General features: G+C 38.7%; 21 protein-coding genes. 11 read left to right on the top strand and 10 right to left on the bottom strand.

Going from position 1 to position 15677, the window contains the following annotated elements:
* Positions 1–160: 160 nt before the first annotated feature.
* Together B3D98_RS11345 and B3D98_RS11350 are read right to left on the bottom strand one after the other, a co-directional pair.
* Positions 161–694 (bottom strand): DJ-1/PfpI family protein, encoded by a 534-nt coding sequence (locus B3D98_RS11345; protein ID WP_054550592.1) that lies wholly within the window; start codon positions 692–694, stop codon positions 161–163.
* Between the two features lies 1 nt (position 695).
* Entirely contained in the window at positions 696–1229 is a 534-nt protein-coding gene (locus tag B3D98_RS11350) for a GNAT family N-acetyltransferase (protein WP_288583054.1), read from the bottom strand.
* 187 nt (positions 1230–1416) lie between these two features.
* Between B3D98_RS11350 and B3D98_RS11355 the strand changes: the two genes are divergently transcribed.
* The 3 genes from B3D98_RS11355 (at position 1417) to B3D98_RS11365 (ending at position 4528) form a co-directional block, all read left to right on the top strand.
* Positions 1417–1650, top strand: coding sequence for a DUF896 domain-containing protein (locus tag B3D98_RS11355; protein ID WP_004232132.1), 234 nt, complete (start codon positions 1417–1419; stop codon positions 1648–1650).
* A gap of 126 nt (positions 1651–1776) precedes the next feature.
* Positions 1777–3771 (top strand): transketolase, encoded by a 1995-nt coding sequence (tkt, locus tag B3D98_RS11360; protein WP_288583057.1) that lies wholly within the window; start codon positions 1777–1779, stop codon positions 3769–3771.
* 109 nt (positions 3772–3880) lie between these two features.
* Complete coding sequence (locus B3D98_RS11365; RefSeq protein ID WP_066036594.1) at positions 3881–4528, top strand: HAD family hydrolase; 648 nt, start codon at positions 3881–3883, stop codon at positions 4526–4528.
* A 45-nt stretch (positions 4529–4573) separates the two neighbouring features.
* Here the strand turns inward: B3D98_RS11365 and B3D98_RS11370 are convergent, their stop codons facing one another.
* The 5 genes from B3D98_RS11370 to B3D98_RS11390 form a co-directional block, all read right to left on the bottom strand.
* Complete coding sequence (locus tag B3D98_RS11370; protein ID WP_009370700.1) at positions 4574–5206, bottom strand: response regulator; 633 nt, start codon at positions 5204–5206, stop codon at positions 4574–4576.
* A complete protein-coding gene (locus B3D98_RS11375) occupies positions 5181–6221 on the bottom strand; it encodes a sensor histidine kinase (RefSeq protein WP_288583059.1) in 1041 nt (346 codons plus the stop codon). The genes B3D98_RS11370 and B3D98_RS11375 overlap by 26 nt, the downstream gene beginning before the upstream one ends.
* Positions 6218–6901 (bottom strand): cell wall-active antibiotics response protein LiaF, encoded by a 684-nt coding sequence (gene liaF, locus B3D98_RS11380; protein ID WP_004232142.1) that lies wholly within the window; start codon positions 6899–6901, stop codon positions 6218–6220. Before liaF ends, B3D98_RS11375 begins: the two co-directional genes overlap by 4 nt.
* A 112-nt stretch (positions 6902–7013) precedes the next feature.
* Positions 7014–7652 carry a PspA/IM30 family protein gene (locus B3D98_RS11385; RefSeq protein WP_288583062.1) on the bottom strand — a complete coding sequence of 213 codons (639 nt, stop codon included), beginning with the start codon at positions 7650–7652 and terminating at the stop codon, positions 7014–7016.
* Positions 7653–7667: 15 nt separating this feature from the next.
* Complete coding sequence (locus tag B3D98_RS11390) at positions 7668–8024, bottom strand: ABC transporter permease (RefSeq protein ID WP_288583064.1); 357 nt, start codon at positions 8022–8024, stop codon at positions 7668–7670.
* A 338-nt stretch (positions 8025–8362) separates the two neighbouring features.
* On the opposite strand from B3D98_RS11390, the gene sirA reads away from it, so the two are divergent.
* The 3 genes from sirA (at position 8363) to B3D98_RS11405 (ending at position 9719) form a co-directional block, all read left to right on the top strand.
* A complete protein-coding gene (sirA, locus tag B3D98_RS11395) occupies positions 8363–8788 on the top strand; it encodes a sporulation inhibitor of replication protein SirA (protein WP_004232148.1) in 426 nt (141 codons plus the stop codon).
* Between the two features lie 98 nt (positions 8789–8886).
* On the top strand, positions 8887–9105 hold the full coding sequence (locus tag B3D98_RS11400) for a YneF family protein (RefSeq protein WP_004232154.1): 219 nt from the start codon (positions 8887–8889) through the stop codon (positions 9103–9105).
* Positions 9106–9215: 110 nt separating this feature from the next.
* Positions 9216–9719, top strand: coding sequence for an S-ribosylhomocysteine lyase (locus B3D98_RS11405; RefSeq protein WP_048391314.1), 504 nt, complete (start codon positions 9216–9218; stop codon positions 9717–9719).
* A gap of 48 nt (positions 9720–9767) precedes the next feature.
* Here B3D98_RS11405 and B3D98_RS11410 read toward each other — a convergent pair whose 3' ends face one another.
* Positions 9768–10739 carry an alpha/beta hydrolase gene (locus tag B3D98_RS11410; protein WP_036080551.1) on the bottom strand — a complete coding sequence of 324 codons (972 nt, stop codon included), beginning with the start codon at positions 10737–10739 and terminating at the stop codon, positions 9768–9770.
* A 207-nt stretch (positions 10740–10946) separates the two neighbouring features.
* Here B3D98_RS11410 and B3D98_RS11415 point away from each other — a divergent pair, with 207 nt between their 5' ends.
* The 3 genes from B3D98_RS11415 to B3D98_RS11425 all read left to right on the top strand — a co-directional run bounded on the left by B3D98_RS11415 (position 10947) and on the right by B3D98_RS11425 (position 13106).
* Complete coding sequence (locus B3D98_RS11415; RefSeq protein WP_288583068.1) at positions 10947–12131, top strand: acetyl-CoA C-acetyltransferase; 1185 nt, start codon at positions 10947–10949, stop codon at positions 12129–12131.
* Positions 12132–12154: 23 nt separating this feature from the next.
* A complete protein-coding gene (locus B3D98_RS11420; protein ID WP_288583070.1) occupies positions 12155–12421 on the top strand; it encodes a YqkE family protein in 267 nt (88 codons plus the stop codon).
* A 178-nt stretch (positions 12422–12599) separates the two neighbouring features.
* Positions 12600–13106 carry a GNAT family N-acetyltransferase gene (locus B3D98_RS11425; RefSeq protein ID WP_048391312.1) on the top strand — a complete coding sequence of 169 codons (507 nt, stop codon included), beginning with the start codon at positions 12600–12602 and terminating at the stop codon, positions 13104–13106.
* 16 nt (positions 13107–13122) lie between these two features.
* On the opposite strand, the gene B3D98_RS11430 is transcribed toward B3D98_RS11425, so the two are convergent.
* Together B3D98_RS11430 and B3D98_RS11435 are read right to left on the bottom strand one after the other, a co-directional pair.
* Positions 13123–13602 (bottom strand): VanZ family protein, encoded by a 480-nt coding sequence (locus tag B3D98_RS11430; RefSeq protein WP_288583073.1) that lies wholly within the window; start codon positions 13600–13602, stop codon positions 13123–13125.
* Entirely contained in the window at positions 13599–14498 is a 900-nt protein-coding gene (locus B3D98_RS11435) for an aldo/keto reductase (protein WP_288583075.1), read from the bottom strand. The genes B3D98_RS11430 and B3D98_RS11435 overlap by 4 nt, the downstream gene beginning before the upstream one ends.
* A gap of 76 nt (positions 14499–14574) precedes the next feature.
* Here B3D98_RS11435 and B3D98_RS11440 point away from each other — a divergent pair, with 76 nt between their 5' ends.
* Positions 14575–15132 carry an NUDIX domain-containing protein gene (locus tag B3D98_RS11440; protein WP_048391304.1) on the top strand — a complete coding sequence of 186 codons (558 nt, stop codon included), beginning with the start codon at positions 14575–14577 and terminating at the stop codon, positions 15130–15132.
* Between the two features lie 53 nt (positions 15133–15185).
* Positions 15186–15677: hypothetical protein (locus tag B3D98_RS11445; RefSeq protein ID WP_288583078.1), on the top strand; the 492-nt coding region annotated here is incomplete at its 3' end.

The raw sequence follows: 15677 nt of genomic DNA on the forward strand, positions 1-15677 counted from the left end.
GTGCAGTTCATAGCGTCACAGATGAGACCCTAGAAAGGACGCTGGCGGAACGGAAATCACCCCACAGCCTTGTTAAAAGGTCTCATTCTACTAATGACATCATCTTTTTTCAACAACATGAAATGCCCGATTAATTGACATTTGGGTTTTAAATCATCACTTAATACCAATTTTCATCAAAATTTAGCTTTAACGCATGCCCGAAACAAATACCGAAAGGAATAAAACCTCTTCCTCTTGCTGTAATGATATTTCCATCTTGTACCACTAGTTCATCTGAATAGTTATGAAGTTCAAAGCACCCTAACTGCTCCATGCCATCTAAAGGTAGTCCTACTGTATATTTTTTGTTCTTTAAGACCCCTGCTTTTGCTAATAGGTAAGGGGAGCTAGAAATACTTGCAATCATTCCTCCTTTTGCAGATAGATGACGAATGAAATCTAGTAAGCTCTCTTCAAGTTGTAATGTAGAAATATCCATACAGCCTGGTAATAGTAGACTATCAATATCGTCAAGCTCTACCTCATTCACGGATAAATCAGCTATACAATTTAAACCAGATTCTCCTCTGATAGGTTTGGTATTCGATCCAAGTGTGATGATGGGTTTACCGCCTTGCATTAATATGGACAAAGCAACACTCAATTCATATTCACTAAATTGTGGGTATAATAACACCGCAGTTTTCTTCATTTCATACACCTCTTACCTTTAGATTGTTCCATTCTTCCTCTAAAATAGCGTAATAGTATTCATCCCACCAAGTCTCTCCATGAGGAATGCATTTTTTGAAAAATCCTTCTTGGCGCATTCCTATTTTTTCCATTATTCGGTAAGAAGCGATATTTTCTGGCTGGCATGTGGCAATAATTCGATGAAGTTTCATTTTATTAAAGCCGTGATCTAATAGGGCCTGAGCAGCTTCAGAAGCATAGCCATGATTATGATAGGCAGGATTCATAACCCATCCAATTTCATACGTATGGTCGCCAAAGTATTTGTGGAAAACAAGATGACCAATGACTCGCTGTTGTTCACGTAAAACAATGGCGAAATGTTTTGCTTGCTCGTTGCTATTCTCTGTTACGAAATTTTGAACCTGATCTTCATTCAACACACCCTCTGGCATATAGTGCATGACCGTTTTGTCGGACATATAGCTATAAACAGCCTGCCAATCTTGGGCTTCAAATGTTCGAATAAGTAGTCTAGATGTTGTGATGTTCATGATAGCTCCTCCTATTATCTATCAAATTTTTCCTTTTATTATTAGTTATACACCTCTAACTTCTGGAAGTCATGTAAATAATGGCTAAGAAGTGTTTTTAAGGGTTGGTATAACTGCATTTTAAGGGAAACCATGCTATACTTTGCATACTGAGGTCATTAAGCTAGGTACTGAAAGGTGTGTAACCATGTTATCAAAGGAAAAAATTAACCGAATTAATGAATTATCTGCTAAAGCAAAAAGCGGACAATTAACAGAGGAAGAAGCAAAGGAGCGAACAGCGCTTCGCAAGGAGTATTTAGATACGTTTAGAGCAACTATGCGAGATACGATTGAAAACGTTAAAGTGGTAGATGCAGAAGGAAATGATGTAACTCCTGAGAAGGTAAAACAAGCACAAAAAAATAAATTTCTAAATTAATGTGACACAATTCAATAAAGTATGTATGAAAACGCAAATAGTATAACAAAAGCATTGTTTTCTAAAGCAATGTTGACTAAACTGTAAAAGAACAATATATAGGACGAGAAAGGATGTCACAATATAATGACTCAACACGCGGATCTTTTAGCTATTAATGCTATCCGAACTTTGTCAATCGATGCTATTGAAAAAGCAAATTCTGGTCACCCAGGTTTACCAATGGGAGCAGCGCCAATGGCTTATACGCTTTGGACAAAACAATTACGCCATAATCCAGCAAATCCAAAATGGTTTAACCGTGATCGTTTTGTACTATCAGCAGGTCATGGCTCAATGCTTTTATACAGCTTACTTCACCTTGGAGGCTATGGTTTACCAATGGAAGAAATTCAAAACTTCCGCCAATGGGATTCATTAACACCAGGACATCCTGAATATGGTCATACAGTAGGGGTAGAGGCAACAACTGGTCCTCTTGGACAAGGAATCGCTATGACTGTTGGTATGGCAATGGCTGAGCGCCATTTAGCCGCTACTTACAATAAACCAGGTCATGACATTGTTGACCACTACACATTTGCGTTATGTGGCGATGGTGACTTAATGGAAGGTGTTGCAGCAGAGGCGATTTCATTAGCTGGTCACTTAAAACTTGAAAAATTAATCGTACTTTACGATTCTAATGATATTTCTTTAGATGGTGACTTAGAAAAGTCATTTTCAGAAAACGTTCAAAAACGCTTTGAATCTTATGGTTGGAATTATTTAAAAGTGGCAGATGGTACAGATGTAGATGCTATTAATGCAGCCATTGAAGAAGCCAAAAAATCTACTGGCAAGCCAACATTAATTGAAGTGAAAACAGTGATTGGTTTTGGTTCTCCAAATAAATCTGGTAAAGCAGATTCTCACGGTGCACCACTTGGTACAGATGAAGTTGTCTTAACGAAGGCTGCCTATGAGTGGGCACATGAACCATTCCAAATTCCTGCAGAAGTTTACGATACATTTAATGCGGCTGCTGAAGTGCAAGGCGCACAACCAGAGGAAGCTTGGAATGCAAAATTTGCTGCATACAAAGAAGAATTCCCAGCGTTAGCAGCTCAATTCGAGAAAGCGATGAATGGTGAATTACCAGAAGACTTTGCTTCTGAGTTACCTGTATATGAAGCTGGTAAATCTGTAGCAACTCGTTCTTCTTCAGGCGATGCAATTAATGCTATTGCGAAGAAAACACCTTCATTCTTTGGTGGTTCTGCTGACCTTGCTGGCTCCAATAAAACAACGATGAAGGGTGCAGGAGATTTCTCAGCAGACGACTATGCTGGACGTAACATCTGGTTCGGTGTTCGTGAATTTGCAATGGGTGCTGCTATGAACGGAATGGCTCTTCACGGTGGTTTAAATGTATTCGGTGGTACATTCTTCGTATTCTCTGATTACGTTCGTCCAGCAATTCGTCTATCTGCATTAATGGGTCTTCCTGTAACATATGTATTCACACATGATTCGATTGCAGTAGGGGAAGATGGTCCAACACATGAACCAATCGAACACCTTGCATCATTACGTGCAATGCCAAACCTATCTGTTATTCGCCCTGCGGATGCAAATGAATCAGCAGTTGCGTGGGAGCTTGCAGTAGCAGCAGAAAATACACCAACTGTTCTTGTATTATCTCGTCAAAACTTACCTGTTCTTGACGCTTCTATTGAAACAGTACGTGAGGGCGTAGCAAAGGGTGCTTACACAGTGTCTCCAGCTACAAAAGAAGTGGCAGATGCTATTTTAATTGCAACAGGCTCTGAGGTTTCCCTTGCTGTCGAAGCGCAAAAAGCATTAAAAGTAGACGGTATAGATGTAGCAGTTGTTTCTATGCCATCTATGGATCGCTTCGAAAAACAAGACGCAGCTTACAAAGAATCTGTTCTACCAAAAGCTGTTACAAAACGTCTTGCAATTGAAATGGGGGCATCATTCGGTTGGCATAAATATACTGGCTTTGAAGGCGATGTTCTAGCAATTGATAAGTTCGGTGCATCTGCTCCGGGTGAATTAGTAATGGAAAAATACGGCTTCACTGTTGAAAACGTAGTAGCAAAAGTGAAAGCACTATAATTTACAACAAATACCACAATACTCAGCGATTTAAACATCAACTGAGTGTTGTGGTACTTTTTTTAGCGGCAAACACAGTATGTGAAAACTCCATAAAAAGGGTGAGCGAATGAAGAACTATAAAGTTGTGTTATTTGACCTAGATGGAACATTATCTGATCCCAAAATAGGAATCACTAAATCAGTGCAACATGCTTTACAGAAGGCGGGCGTCATGGTGAATGATTTGGATGAACTGGAACCATTCATTGGACCACCATTACAAGTATCTTTTCAAGAAATCTATGGATTCAATGATACACAAATAACGCAAGCAATTAGAGATTACCGAGAACGATTTACGGAAAGGGGAATGTTTGAAAATAAACTATATGAAGATATTCCAGCTTTGTTAGCTCATTTAAAGCAACAAGGATATATACTAACTATTGCCACCTCAAAACCAACTGTCTTTGCGGAACAAATCATAAAGTATTTTCAGCTAGAGTCCTATTTCGATCTTGTCGTAGGAAGTCACTTAGATGGTTCACGTTCTGCCAAAGGTGAGATTATTGCAGAGGTACTTCAACAACTTGATTCCTATCCAAAAGAGCAATTTATTATGATTGGGGATCGAAAATATGATTTGATAGGGGCTCGTGAAAATCAAATCGATGCCATCGGTGTGACATATGGTTTTGGGTCGCTAGAAGAATTAAAAAATGAAGAGCCTACATATATTGCGGACCATGTAAATGATCTCCTAAAATACCTCTAAAAACACGAAAAACTGCATGTCAGCATGCAGTTTTTTTATGTAGGATTATTTAGCAAGTCCGTTTTGGAAGGCGTAGACGACGGCTTGAGTACGATCTTGAACTTCTAGCTTTGCTAAAATATTACTAACATGTGTTTTTACCGTTTTCAAGGCAATATATAGCTCATCAGCGATTTCCTGATTGGCTTTACCCTGGGCCATTAGCAATAATACTTCCATTTCACGTTCAGTCAATTGTTCGTATAGTGGCGTACTATTGCCGTGGCGCATGCGGTGCATCATTTTGGAAGTGACCTCTGGCTCTAATACCGTTTCGCCACCCATCGTTTTTCGAATAGCATCTGCAATTTGTTTGGCATTAGATGTTTTTAAAATATAGCTTACCGCGCCAGCCTCTAAGGCAGGATATACTTTATCATCATCTAAAAAACTAGTCACCATCATGATTTTTGCCTCAGGCCATGCTGCTAATATTTCCACTGTTGCCTCTGCTCCTGTCATAACAGGCATCACATTATCCATTAAAATAATATCAGGCCTTAGCGCTAGGGCACGTTCCACAGCCTCTTTACCGTTCTCAGCCTCACCTACAACCGTAATATCTGGCTGTGCTGAAAGATAGGCTGACACACCAATTCGTACCATTTCATGATCATCCACTATGAGCACTTGTATCATCGACATTGACCTCCTCCTTTTGTAAAGGAATTTTAACCTCTACAATTGTTCCTTCACCAGGCACTGATACAATTTTATAGGTGCAGCCAATTTCAACTGCTCGTTCAGCTATATTTTGTAAACCGTATGATGTGGATTTATCTTCCTCCACATCAAAGCCTAAACCATTATCTTGAATTCGTAAAATAGCTAAGTCGTCTCGTGCCACAAGAAGTAATTCCACCTCACTTGCTTTGGCATGACGCAGCGTATTGGAGAGTGCCTCCTGTGCAATACGAAATAAATGATCTTCCTCTGCTTTAGTTAAGGGCATTTCTTCTAATTCATATTCTATATGGAAATAAACTTTTTGCTGAAGTTCAATAATCAATTCCTCTAAGCCTTGTGCCAATGTTTTATTGTGTAAAGCAACAGGCCGTAAGTGTAGCAGTAATGCACGCATTTCTAGCTGTGCCTGCTGAACGATTTTCTCCACCTGTTTTAAGCTAGTAGCATGTTCGTCATTTTCAGTTAATGCAGATAGTAACATAGAGGCAGCAAATAGTTGTTGTGACACAGAATCATGGAGTTCTCTAGCTAGTCGTTGGCGTTCAGCAATAATACGCTCCTGAATAATTTTATCATTGGCCTCAGCCCGTTCATTGGACAAACGCTGTAAACTTTTACGTTGCGTATCAATTAATTCACTCGTTTGGACAAGTGCTTTTTTTAACGATTTCGGAAGAGCTTGTTTTTTAGGAAAAACAAAATCAGGCTCGATCAGTTGTTTCACTATTCGTGTTGCCTGCGCTTCTCGTGCCCTTGCAGTCATACTGATCCAGCTAGCAAACAGGAAGCTAAGTATAAACAGGCTAACTATGATGATGCCACCTAGAGGGATATTATCGTAATTCTGCTGCCATAAGGGCTCCCATGTTTTTTCATCAGGATTGCCCCATAGTGCAACAAGAAGACCGAAAACAGCACTCATTAAAATAAAAAATAATGTAAATAATCTTGAGATAAATGCTATCATTTTCGTAGCACCTCCAAATCTCCAAGCCAGGTTGCGACATGAATAATCAGTACACGTTTAGCATCCTCAGGGTTGCCGTCTGAGAAAGTAATACTTTCATTTACTATACGTTGCGGCCCTACGTGTAAGCAGGAGAGCTCACCAAATAACGTCGTATACTGTAAACGGAATGGAATTTCATAAGGAACATAGATTTGAACTTTACCGATACCTTGTCGAATTGTAATAAGACTAGTGCCAGCTGGTAAAATCGTTTGCGTTGTATCAATGGTAATATCTCCTGCAAGGCGCTGAATTTGTACATCTTGCCATTTATAAGCTTCTATAGGCGCTGGCATTGTGCCAATTAGGTCATTTTTAATTGCAGGAAGCTTTTCAAATAGCTCTGCACCAACTACTTTTGGCTCGTTTTCTCTTTGCAAGTATTGATAGAGCATATATAAGAGCATGATGACGATAAATAAACGTAAGCTCCACATCGTGAACAAAGCAATGGCAATAAAGAAAATTCCTGTCCATTTAAAAAATCGAACTTTTTTGGAAAAACTCAAATAAAGAAGTACAGCCCCAATCAATAAACAGAAGGCACCACCATTATTAAATATAGTTAGCTCCACAAAGACGAGTAAAAAGAAGCAAAGAACCCAAAATGTGAGCTTATTTGTTGTGAAATTTTGCATGAGGGTCACCCTTCCTTCTACTAATAGTATAAGAGAGGGAATGGGACCCTCTATTCTTAAACGTGAAAGAATGCGCCTTTTAATGTTGGCGCATTGCTTTCATTATACCATGTTATTTATTTTCAATTAGCAGTGTTGAGCTTTCTTCTACTGCTTTTTTTTCTAATTCTGCCAGTCTTGCCTCAAAAGTTGTAAGCTCATGGTCTTTATCGATTTGATAAGCTAATTTATCGATATATGCTTCTAAATCTTCAAAGTTTGTTTTATTATTTTTGGCAATCATTCCATCCATTTGATGATGGGCGCGAGTTACATTTTCTTTCCCCATCAGCTGTAATTGACGTACTTTCATATCTTTAATTTTATGCTTCATTGTTTCAAATTTACGCTCGAGCTCGAAGTATTCACGAGTACTTGTTTCAATGCTAGCTTGTAATGTAAGGTTACGAGCTGAATAAGCTGTTACTTCATCCGTAGCGAAATCAATTAAGTCTTGCTCTCCGCTAGATTTTGCTAATGCTAATTGAGATTCACGTTTCGCTAGTAAATCAGCGTTTTCTTTATATTCTTGTTCTAGCTTTTCTTTTAATTGCCCTTGTCGCTCTAATAATTTGCCTGTTTGTTCTGTTTGTTTTTCTGCTTCACGAATGTATTGATTTAACATCGCAATCGGATTTTTTTGTTCCTTCTTATCAAATAATTGGTGTAAGTCTGCCTCTACTGTATATCTAAAACGTTGAAATAAGTTCATTTAAAATCGCTCCTTTTATTTTGTTAAATTTGACCATTCTTTTTCAAAGTTTGTAAACGGATCTTCTTCTTTTTTTCCTTCAATTGTAGGGATTTTTACATCTTCGCCATTCCATTTTTTATAGATAACATAGATAATGGCGATTGCAGCAAGACCTACCATTGCTGGAATGTTAGACACTGCTGATAGGACACCGATTAGACCAACTGTAAACCAGAAAATTTTACCGAAAGATGACTTACTAGCAATGTAGAAGTGCATGCCCAGTGCTACAAATAATCCAGAGAATAGTAACCCCGCCAGTGGTCCAATTAACGCTAGTGCAACACATGCTGCAATGACGCCTCCAGTTAATAAAAGAAATTTTCTCATTTGTTTTAGCTCCTTTCGTTTGTACCTTTATGTTACCTATTTACAAGATTGTCTAAAACGGACTCGAAATTGATTTTGAACTAGGTCTTGAGGCTGAGATCCATCTAAGCAGCCAAAATAGAAGGTTTTTAGCCGTGTTTAATAAGACTTTTTCTTGTTTTTGGAAAAATATTAATTATTTTTGGTTGAAAATACCATTTGTCATAAAGTCATTTATAGACCCGAAACTAGAATTTTTTCGACAAAAATAGAAGAGAGATCCCTCCTTCGTTTGACAAATAAACAAGATTGAATGAGCTATACTTATGAAAAAGAAACTGAGCGAAGGAGGATTTCTGGTGAGAACCTATTCGATATATAAGATAAAAGAAGAGCATTTAACGTTTATTTTTGGCAGAGAGCGTAAGTTATTAGAGATGATGCAAGGTTGTGAAGATGCCAATGAGAAATCCTTAAAAGAGCTTGCGTATATATGTGAATCCGTTCGTTTTGAGGAGATTGCAGCCATGTTAGAGCATCAACTTGATTCCAAATATGCACACCTAGAAAGAGCTCGTAATGCTTTGTTTTTAGAACATCCGATCAAAGGTAAAATGGCTATTTATTTAGTAGATCGTAAAATTTGTGTTTACTGTGAAGGTTCGCGAATGCTAGATTTAGATTTATTTCAAATGCTTGCTAAAATGAGTGAACGTTTTATTGCTTTTAATAAACAGGATAATGAGTGTGGGTGGTTAAAGCCGATGAAGTATACAATGCACTAGGAAAATTCACTACAATATATAGTAACACGCTATTATTTGGTGTATAATGGAGCGTGGAGAGTTTTTCTCGGTATATTGTAGTGGAGGAGGTTGGTTGTATGCCTACATGGGGCTGGATTATTATCGTAATTATCGCATTAGCAGCGGGCGCAGCACTTGGTTTCTATTTCGCTCGTCAAGCTATGATGAAATATTTGAAAGAAAACCCACCTATTAATGAGCAAATGATTCGTATGATGATGGCGCAAATGGGTCGTACGCCGTCTGAAAAGCAAGTACGTCAAATGATGGCGCAAATGAATAAATTCCAGAAGTAATTTGGAATGTTCCGAGCAACTAGTTCAAGCTTAACTAGTTGTTTTTTTATTTTTAATAGTATTTAAATAATTCTTAAAAATCATATAACTCTATCGGGAAACTATGTATAATGGAGTTACTATACGGAAGGGAGTTGTGTATATTGCAAAAAGAAAAAACAAATGTAGAAAGTTTTGATCTAGATCATACAAAAGTGAAGGCACCTTATGTTCGTTTAGCAGGTGTGAAAACTGGCAAAAATGGCGATGAAGTATATAAATACGATATTCGCTTTAAACAGCCAAATAAGGAGCATATGGAAATGCCTGCATTACATTCTTTAGAGCATTTATCTGCTGACATTATCCGTAATTACTCAGATCATATTGTTGATTTCAGTCCAATGGGTTGTCAAACAGGCTTCTATGTGTCCTTGATCAATCATAATGATTATGAGGATTTATTAGCTATTTTAGAGAACACATTTACAGATGTGACAAAGGCAACCGCAGTGCCTGCCTGCAATGAAGTGCAATGTGGCTGGGCTGCTAGCCATAGTTTAGAAGGGGCCCAAGCATTAGCAAAAGAGTTTTTAGCGAAACGTGATGAATGGCATATTATTTTTGAAGATTAAATAAAATAAAAACCTTGCGAGTAAAATGACGCAAGGTTTTTCATTGCCCTAAAAATGGAATGGAATGACATTGGAAGAAGAAGAATCCCGATTGATTTTTTGATAAATAAAATTGTCTAAAAAATCATGAATTAAATCCTCATATTCATCCATATTTTCATTAAAGGATTGTGCATGTGCCCCCGTATCAAAAAGTTTTAATTTTTTTGGACCGGTTTTTTTATTGTAGAGATCGAGTGACATGGAAGCTGGAATAAACGTATCTGGAATACTATGGATAAAGAGCACAGGTTTTTCAATATGTGTGACGGCTTCGGCAGGTGTTACACTTTTAAATGAGTAACCATCTCTAAGACGAACAAAAAAGTCAGCAAAACGAATAGGAATAATGGAGCCATATTTAAATTCAGTTTTCGCAATTTGTTTGAGCAACATAGAAAAGTCGGAGAACGCGCAATCTGAGATATAAAAATCAGCGCCATCCTCGACTGTTCCTGCATAGAGGAGCATGGTTGCAGCACCCATCGATTCACCGTGAATGCCAAGTATAGCATCCTCTCCAATCATGGCTTTTACTGTTTTCACCACGGCATCAAGATCGTTTTTCTCATAGTAGCCATAGCTTGTTGTCTTGCCTCCAGATTCACCATGGCGACGGTGGTCAAATATAACAGAATTATAGCCAAGTCTTTCAAAAAGGCGAGCATATTTCACGGAATTTATTTTATTTTCGGTAACACCGTGGCAAATGATGATAGTGTTATTTGTTTGCAATGGCTGAAACATAATGCCTCGAATTGTATAGCCATTTGGAGAATCAATATTCAGTTCACATTTCAAGTTTTTATTGTACCAAGCCTCATCAAAGCGCTTTGCGGTCGTTTCTCGTTCCCGTATAAATTCAGGGTCTTTTTGTTGGATATACATTAATTTATTGGAAAGCGCGAAGCCGAACAGACCTGTTGCAGCGGCGGCTAGCGTTGTTGTAATACCAGAGAATAAAAGCATCTTTTTTTTCATCATAAAACACCTCCACATGCTGTTTCTTATTTGTAATGTTCCCAACTAAGATTGTTTAAAACACGTCAACATTTTACAATATCTTTGGCAAAACTGCGATTATTTCTATTATCGAAAATCGTCATAATATTTGTTAAAATATACATATCTGCTAGTAGCATATGCATGCAGTGTTGATTCTTGAACGGGGAAAAGGGGAGAATGATTATGACAAACGAGGTAGTAATCGTGAGTGCGGTGCGTACTGCAATCGGCTCATTTCAGGGGACATTAAAAGATGTACCAGCGACAACGTTAGGTAGCATTGTCATTAAAGAAGCATTAGCGCGTGCTGGCGTAGCAGGAGAACAGGTCGATGAGGTCATTATGGGGAATGTTTTATCGGCTGGACTTGGACAAAATCCAGCGCGACAAGCGGCAATTAAAGCGGGGTTACCTCAAGAGGTATCAGCCTTAACAATTAATAAAGTATGTGGATCAGGTTTAAAGGCTGTTCATTTAGCAACACAGGCGATTATAGCGGGAGATGCAGAGATTGTTGTTGCAGGTGGATTTGAAAATATGAGCCAGGCTCCATACGTCTTAAAAAATGCACGAGAAGGCTTCCGAATGGGCGACCAAAAGGTAGTAGATACAATGATTCAGGATGGCCTATGGTGTGCTTTTAACGATTATCATATGGGCATTACAGCTGAAAATTTATGTGATATGTATCAAATCTCTCGAGAAGAGCAGGATGCTTTTGCAGCTCGTTCTCAGCAACGTGCAGAGGCAGCAATTGCAGCGGGCAAGTTTGAAAATGAAATCGTTGCTGTCGAGATTCCACAGCGCAAGGGAGAGCCACTGCTTTTCAATAAAGATGAATTTCCACGAGCAGGTGTGACAGCGGAATCATTAGGTAAGCTACGACCAGCATTTAAAAAGGATGGCTCTGTCACAGCAGCGAACGCGTCTGGTATAAATGATGGTGCGGCAGCAGTAGTGGTGATGTCAAAGGAAAAAGCACAAGAGCTAGGTATTCAACCGATGGCGATCATTACAGCGAATGCTAGTGCTGGTGTAGATCCTGCAATTATGGGGACAGGTCCTGTAAAAGCAGTACAAAAAGCGCTGACAAAGGCTGAGGTTACTTTAAACGATATCGATTTAATTGAAGCAAATGAAGCATTTGCAGCACAATCAATTGCTGTAGATCGTGAATTAAGCTTTAATCATGATAAACTAAATGTTAACGGGGGTGCCATTGCTCTTGGTCACCCAATCGGTGCTAGTGGTGCTCGGATTTTGGTAACGCTATTACATGAGATGGAAAAGCGTGATGTGAAAACGGGCTTAGCCACATTATGTATCGGTGGTGGACAAGGCGTAGCAACAGTTGTGAAGCGCCCTTGATGTCAATAAGAAGGTGAATAGAAATGGGAAAGAAACGAAAACAGCAACAACATACTGACAATAGCATAACAGCTAGCCTACCTAAGCAAGAGGCCGTTACATTAGCAGATCAGCTAGGTGGAGATGTGCTAGCAAAATTAAAAGCAGCGAAGCAAGATTTAACTGCTAAAGAGCAGGCGGCAGAAGAAGAGCGTCAGGCAAAACTAGCTTTTGAACGTAAACAACGAGAAAAAAACAAATCGTTTGAAGAACTTTTAAACGAATACGGCGATAAAGGTACTAAATATTAAGAGAGAACAGTGAATTCACATAAGTGGGTTCACTGTTTTGTATTTTACTGCATAAAATTTATATGGCTGTGGTCGATATAGAGGGAGAGGTCTTTGAATTTAAACGAACGGGAGACGCTGCCAATAACATATACCTAATTGTAGTTTAGTATCAATTAAATTATGTTAGGAGACCAACATGGTAGAATTACAAACAGAAAGAATAAGATTAATTCCTTTAAACGCTAAGTATCTTAATTTACTAATAGAGCATGAGGAGCAAATGGCGGCGGAGTTGTCATTAAGTAAAGGTGTAGGGAGTTTAGATTGCGAGCTTAAACAAGCCCTGTATTTTAGACTTTGCAAAGTATTAGAAGATGAGCCAAATTATCTATGGCATACGAATTGGTTACTTGTATTAAAAGAAAAAAATTGTGCTGTTGGTGGCATAATGCTAAAAGGTACGCCAAATGAGCAAGGGGAAGTTGTGATCGGGTATTATACTTTGCCTCCTTATATGGGGCAGGGCTATATGACAGAATCAATCATAGCTCTTAAAGACTGGTTACTCCATCAGCCAAATGCAAAATACGTTATCGCTGACACGGAAAAAGAAAATATGGCTTCCCATCGAGTTTTGGAAAAAGCAGGGGCTGTCTTGTTTAAAGAAACGAAGTCCCTCTATTTTTGGCGGTTCCACCTTTAAAATAAAAGACAAAAGGCTATAATTGAGCCTTTTGTCTTTTATTTTTGAGTATTTTTCTTAGTGCAACAACGAGACTAACAAAAACAATGGCTCCAGTTGTATCGACAAGCACATCTTGAGCACTCATTGTACGACCTGGCGTAAAGCTTTGACGAAATTCATCAAGCGCCGCGATTGTAGCCGTTCCACCGATAGCAATACTTGCTGCAAAACGTCTTTTTCCCCAGGCGAAGTAAAGGCCAAGTGCGATGCACCCAAATCCCATGAAGTGTGTCAATTTACGAATTAAAAACTCTACAAATGGAAAATAACCTCGCTCTTCCACTGAAACGATGGTTCCCCAATAGGGAATTTTTAAAATAGATAGTTGTTTTTCAAAAGGTTTATTGGCGAGCAAATCTTCTAATTCTGGTAGTATACTCTGTTGCTCATAGGTCATACTAGAGGAGATTACTAGTACAACTAGACAAATGAGTAAAATTAGCCATTTTTTCATCGATGTTCTTGATAGTACTCATTTTTTGTTAGCTCATTAGCTACCTTGAAATCTGTTATAGAATTAATTTTCTCGTAGGAAGCAAGCGTTTGTGCTAGTTGTTGTTGAGAGCTTGCGCCAATGACCGTAGAAGCGATTGTTGGCTCTTTTAGATTAAAAGCGATAGCCAAAGCATGCAAGTTATCATAGTGTAAAGCTAAGTCTGTTAACGTTGTTGTTAACTCCTCAGCAGTATAGGTGTTAAAACCATTAACATGTTGAAGACGTTGTTGCCAGCTATTTGTTAATAAGCCCTTTGCCACTGTGCCACGTGTTACAACAGAAGCACCCTGTTTCGCAATAAAGTTAAACCATTCTTCAGGGCGGCGATCGAGAGCACTGTATTGCATCATGACGCTTCTAGCCGAGCTTGCAGGTAAAAATCGCTGCAATACATTAGGACGAATGGAGGATATACCATATTCACGAATGAGCCCTTCTTTTTTCAGTCCTTCAAATGTGTCAATTATCCCGTCCCAATCATCTTCGATTGTGCCACCGTGTAATTGATATACATCAATGTAGTCTGTTCCTAAACGTCGTAAGCTAGCATGGACAGCTTCTTTTATATAGGATGGTGATGCATCCCAATGCCAGCCATCTACCCCTTCTGCCCACCGATTACCTACCTTTGTTGCTAGGATGACATCATGACGACGCTTACCTAACGTTGCGCCAATAATCTCTTCATTTGCACCATAATCATATAAATCAGCTGTATCTATATAGTTAATGCCAGCATCTAATGCCATATCGACAATGGCAGCTGCTTGTGTTTTATCTGTCGAAAGAGACATGCCTCCTAAACTAATCTCTGAAATAAACAATTCACTTGTACCAAGCTGTCTTTTTTTCATACGAATGACCTCCTTCGATTTCTCTACTTGTAATGGTACAATGAACATATCTGAAGAACAAGCGAGGTTATCGTCAATGAAAAAGTTTGAGGAAAAAACAACGAAAACGACACCGATCTATGACGGTAGAATAATAAAACTACAAATTGATGATGTCACTTTACCAAATGGACAGGTTGCAAAACGTGAAATCATTAAGCATCCAGGTGCCGTAGCGGTGATTGCTGTTACGGACGAGGGTAAACTAGTGTTAGTAGAACAATACCGCAAAGCGCTGGAGCGTTCTATTATTGAAATTCCAGCTGGAAAGCTAGAGCCAGGTGAGGAGCCAGTGATGACAGCACGTCGAGAATTAGAGGAAGAAACAGGTTATGGCGCGCATCAACTTACTTTTTTACAAACATTTGCAACATCACCAGGCTTTGCGGATGAAGTTCTTCATTTGTTTGTGGCGAGGGGATTATATACAATAGACAATAAAGCAGATTTAGATGAGGATGAATTTGTCGAACTATTAGAAGTTTCGTTGGAAGAAGCACAAGTAATGGTGGCTGACCAGCGTATATATGATGCTAAAACAGCATTCGCAGTGCTATGGCTAGCTGCAAATTTAGAAAATAATCTTTTAGCATAATAGAGACGGACGAGCATAAGCTGTACAAACCTTGATAGAAAAGGAGCATGTTTATGTCTCGTACGGTGTCTATTTTTTATCACGCTTCCATCATTGCAGTAAGTTTTGTTTGTGGCGTTATTTTCTTTCATATTATTGGTGGACCGAAAGCGGAACCCTTTATATTATTTATAGAGCCTCGTTTAGCAGATGGGGACAGGCAATCCATTTTTCGTTTAGTACTGCCTGTTGCTATTTCCATAGGTCTTATATTATTACTAGCAACACATAGCGTCTTAAAGGTGTTAGTGCGTGTGACTGTAGCCATGCGTGCCACTTTTTTTGGCTTTAGTTCGGTTTTTTTATTACAAAAACTTGAAGCTTTTTGGCTTTATACGATTTGGTGGTTTCCATTTCAGCTCATCTATTGTATATTGTTGCTAGTCCTATGCAATTTACTTGTACCCGCTTGGTCAAAGCGAAAAATCGGGAAACAAGTATCTGGTCGGACAATTTTGTTGAATTTTATCGCATTTTTCATCATAATAGTTGCTGAGTTTATTGTT

Origin of the sequence: Lysinibacillus sp. UBA5994 (assembly GCF_002429725.1) — a bacterium.
In the GTDB taxonomy this organism is placed as follows: Bacteria; Bacillota; Bacilli; order Bacillales_A; family Planococcaceae; genus Lysinibacillus; species Lysinibacillus capsici.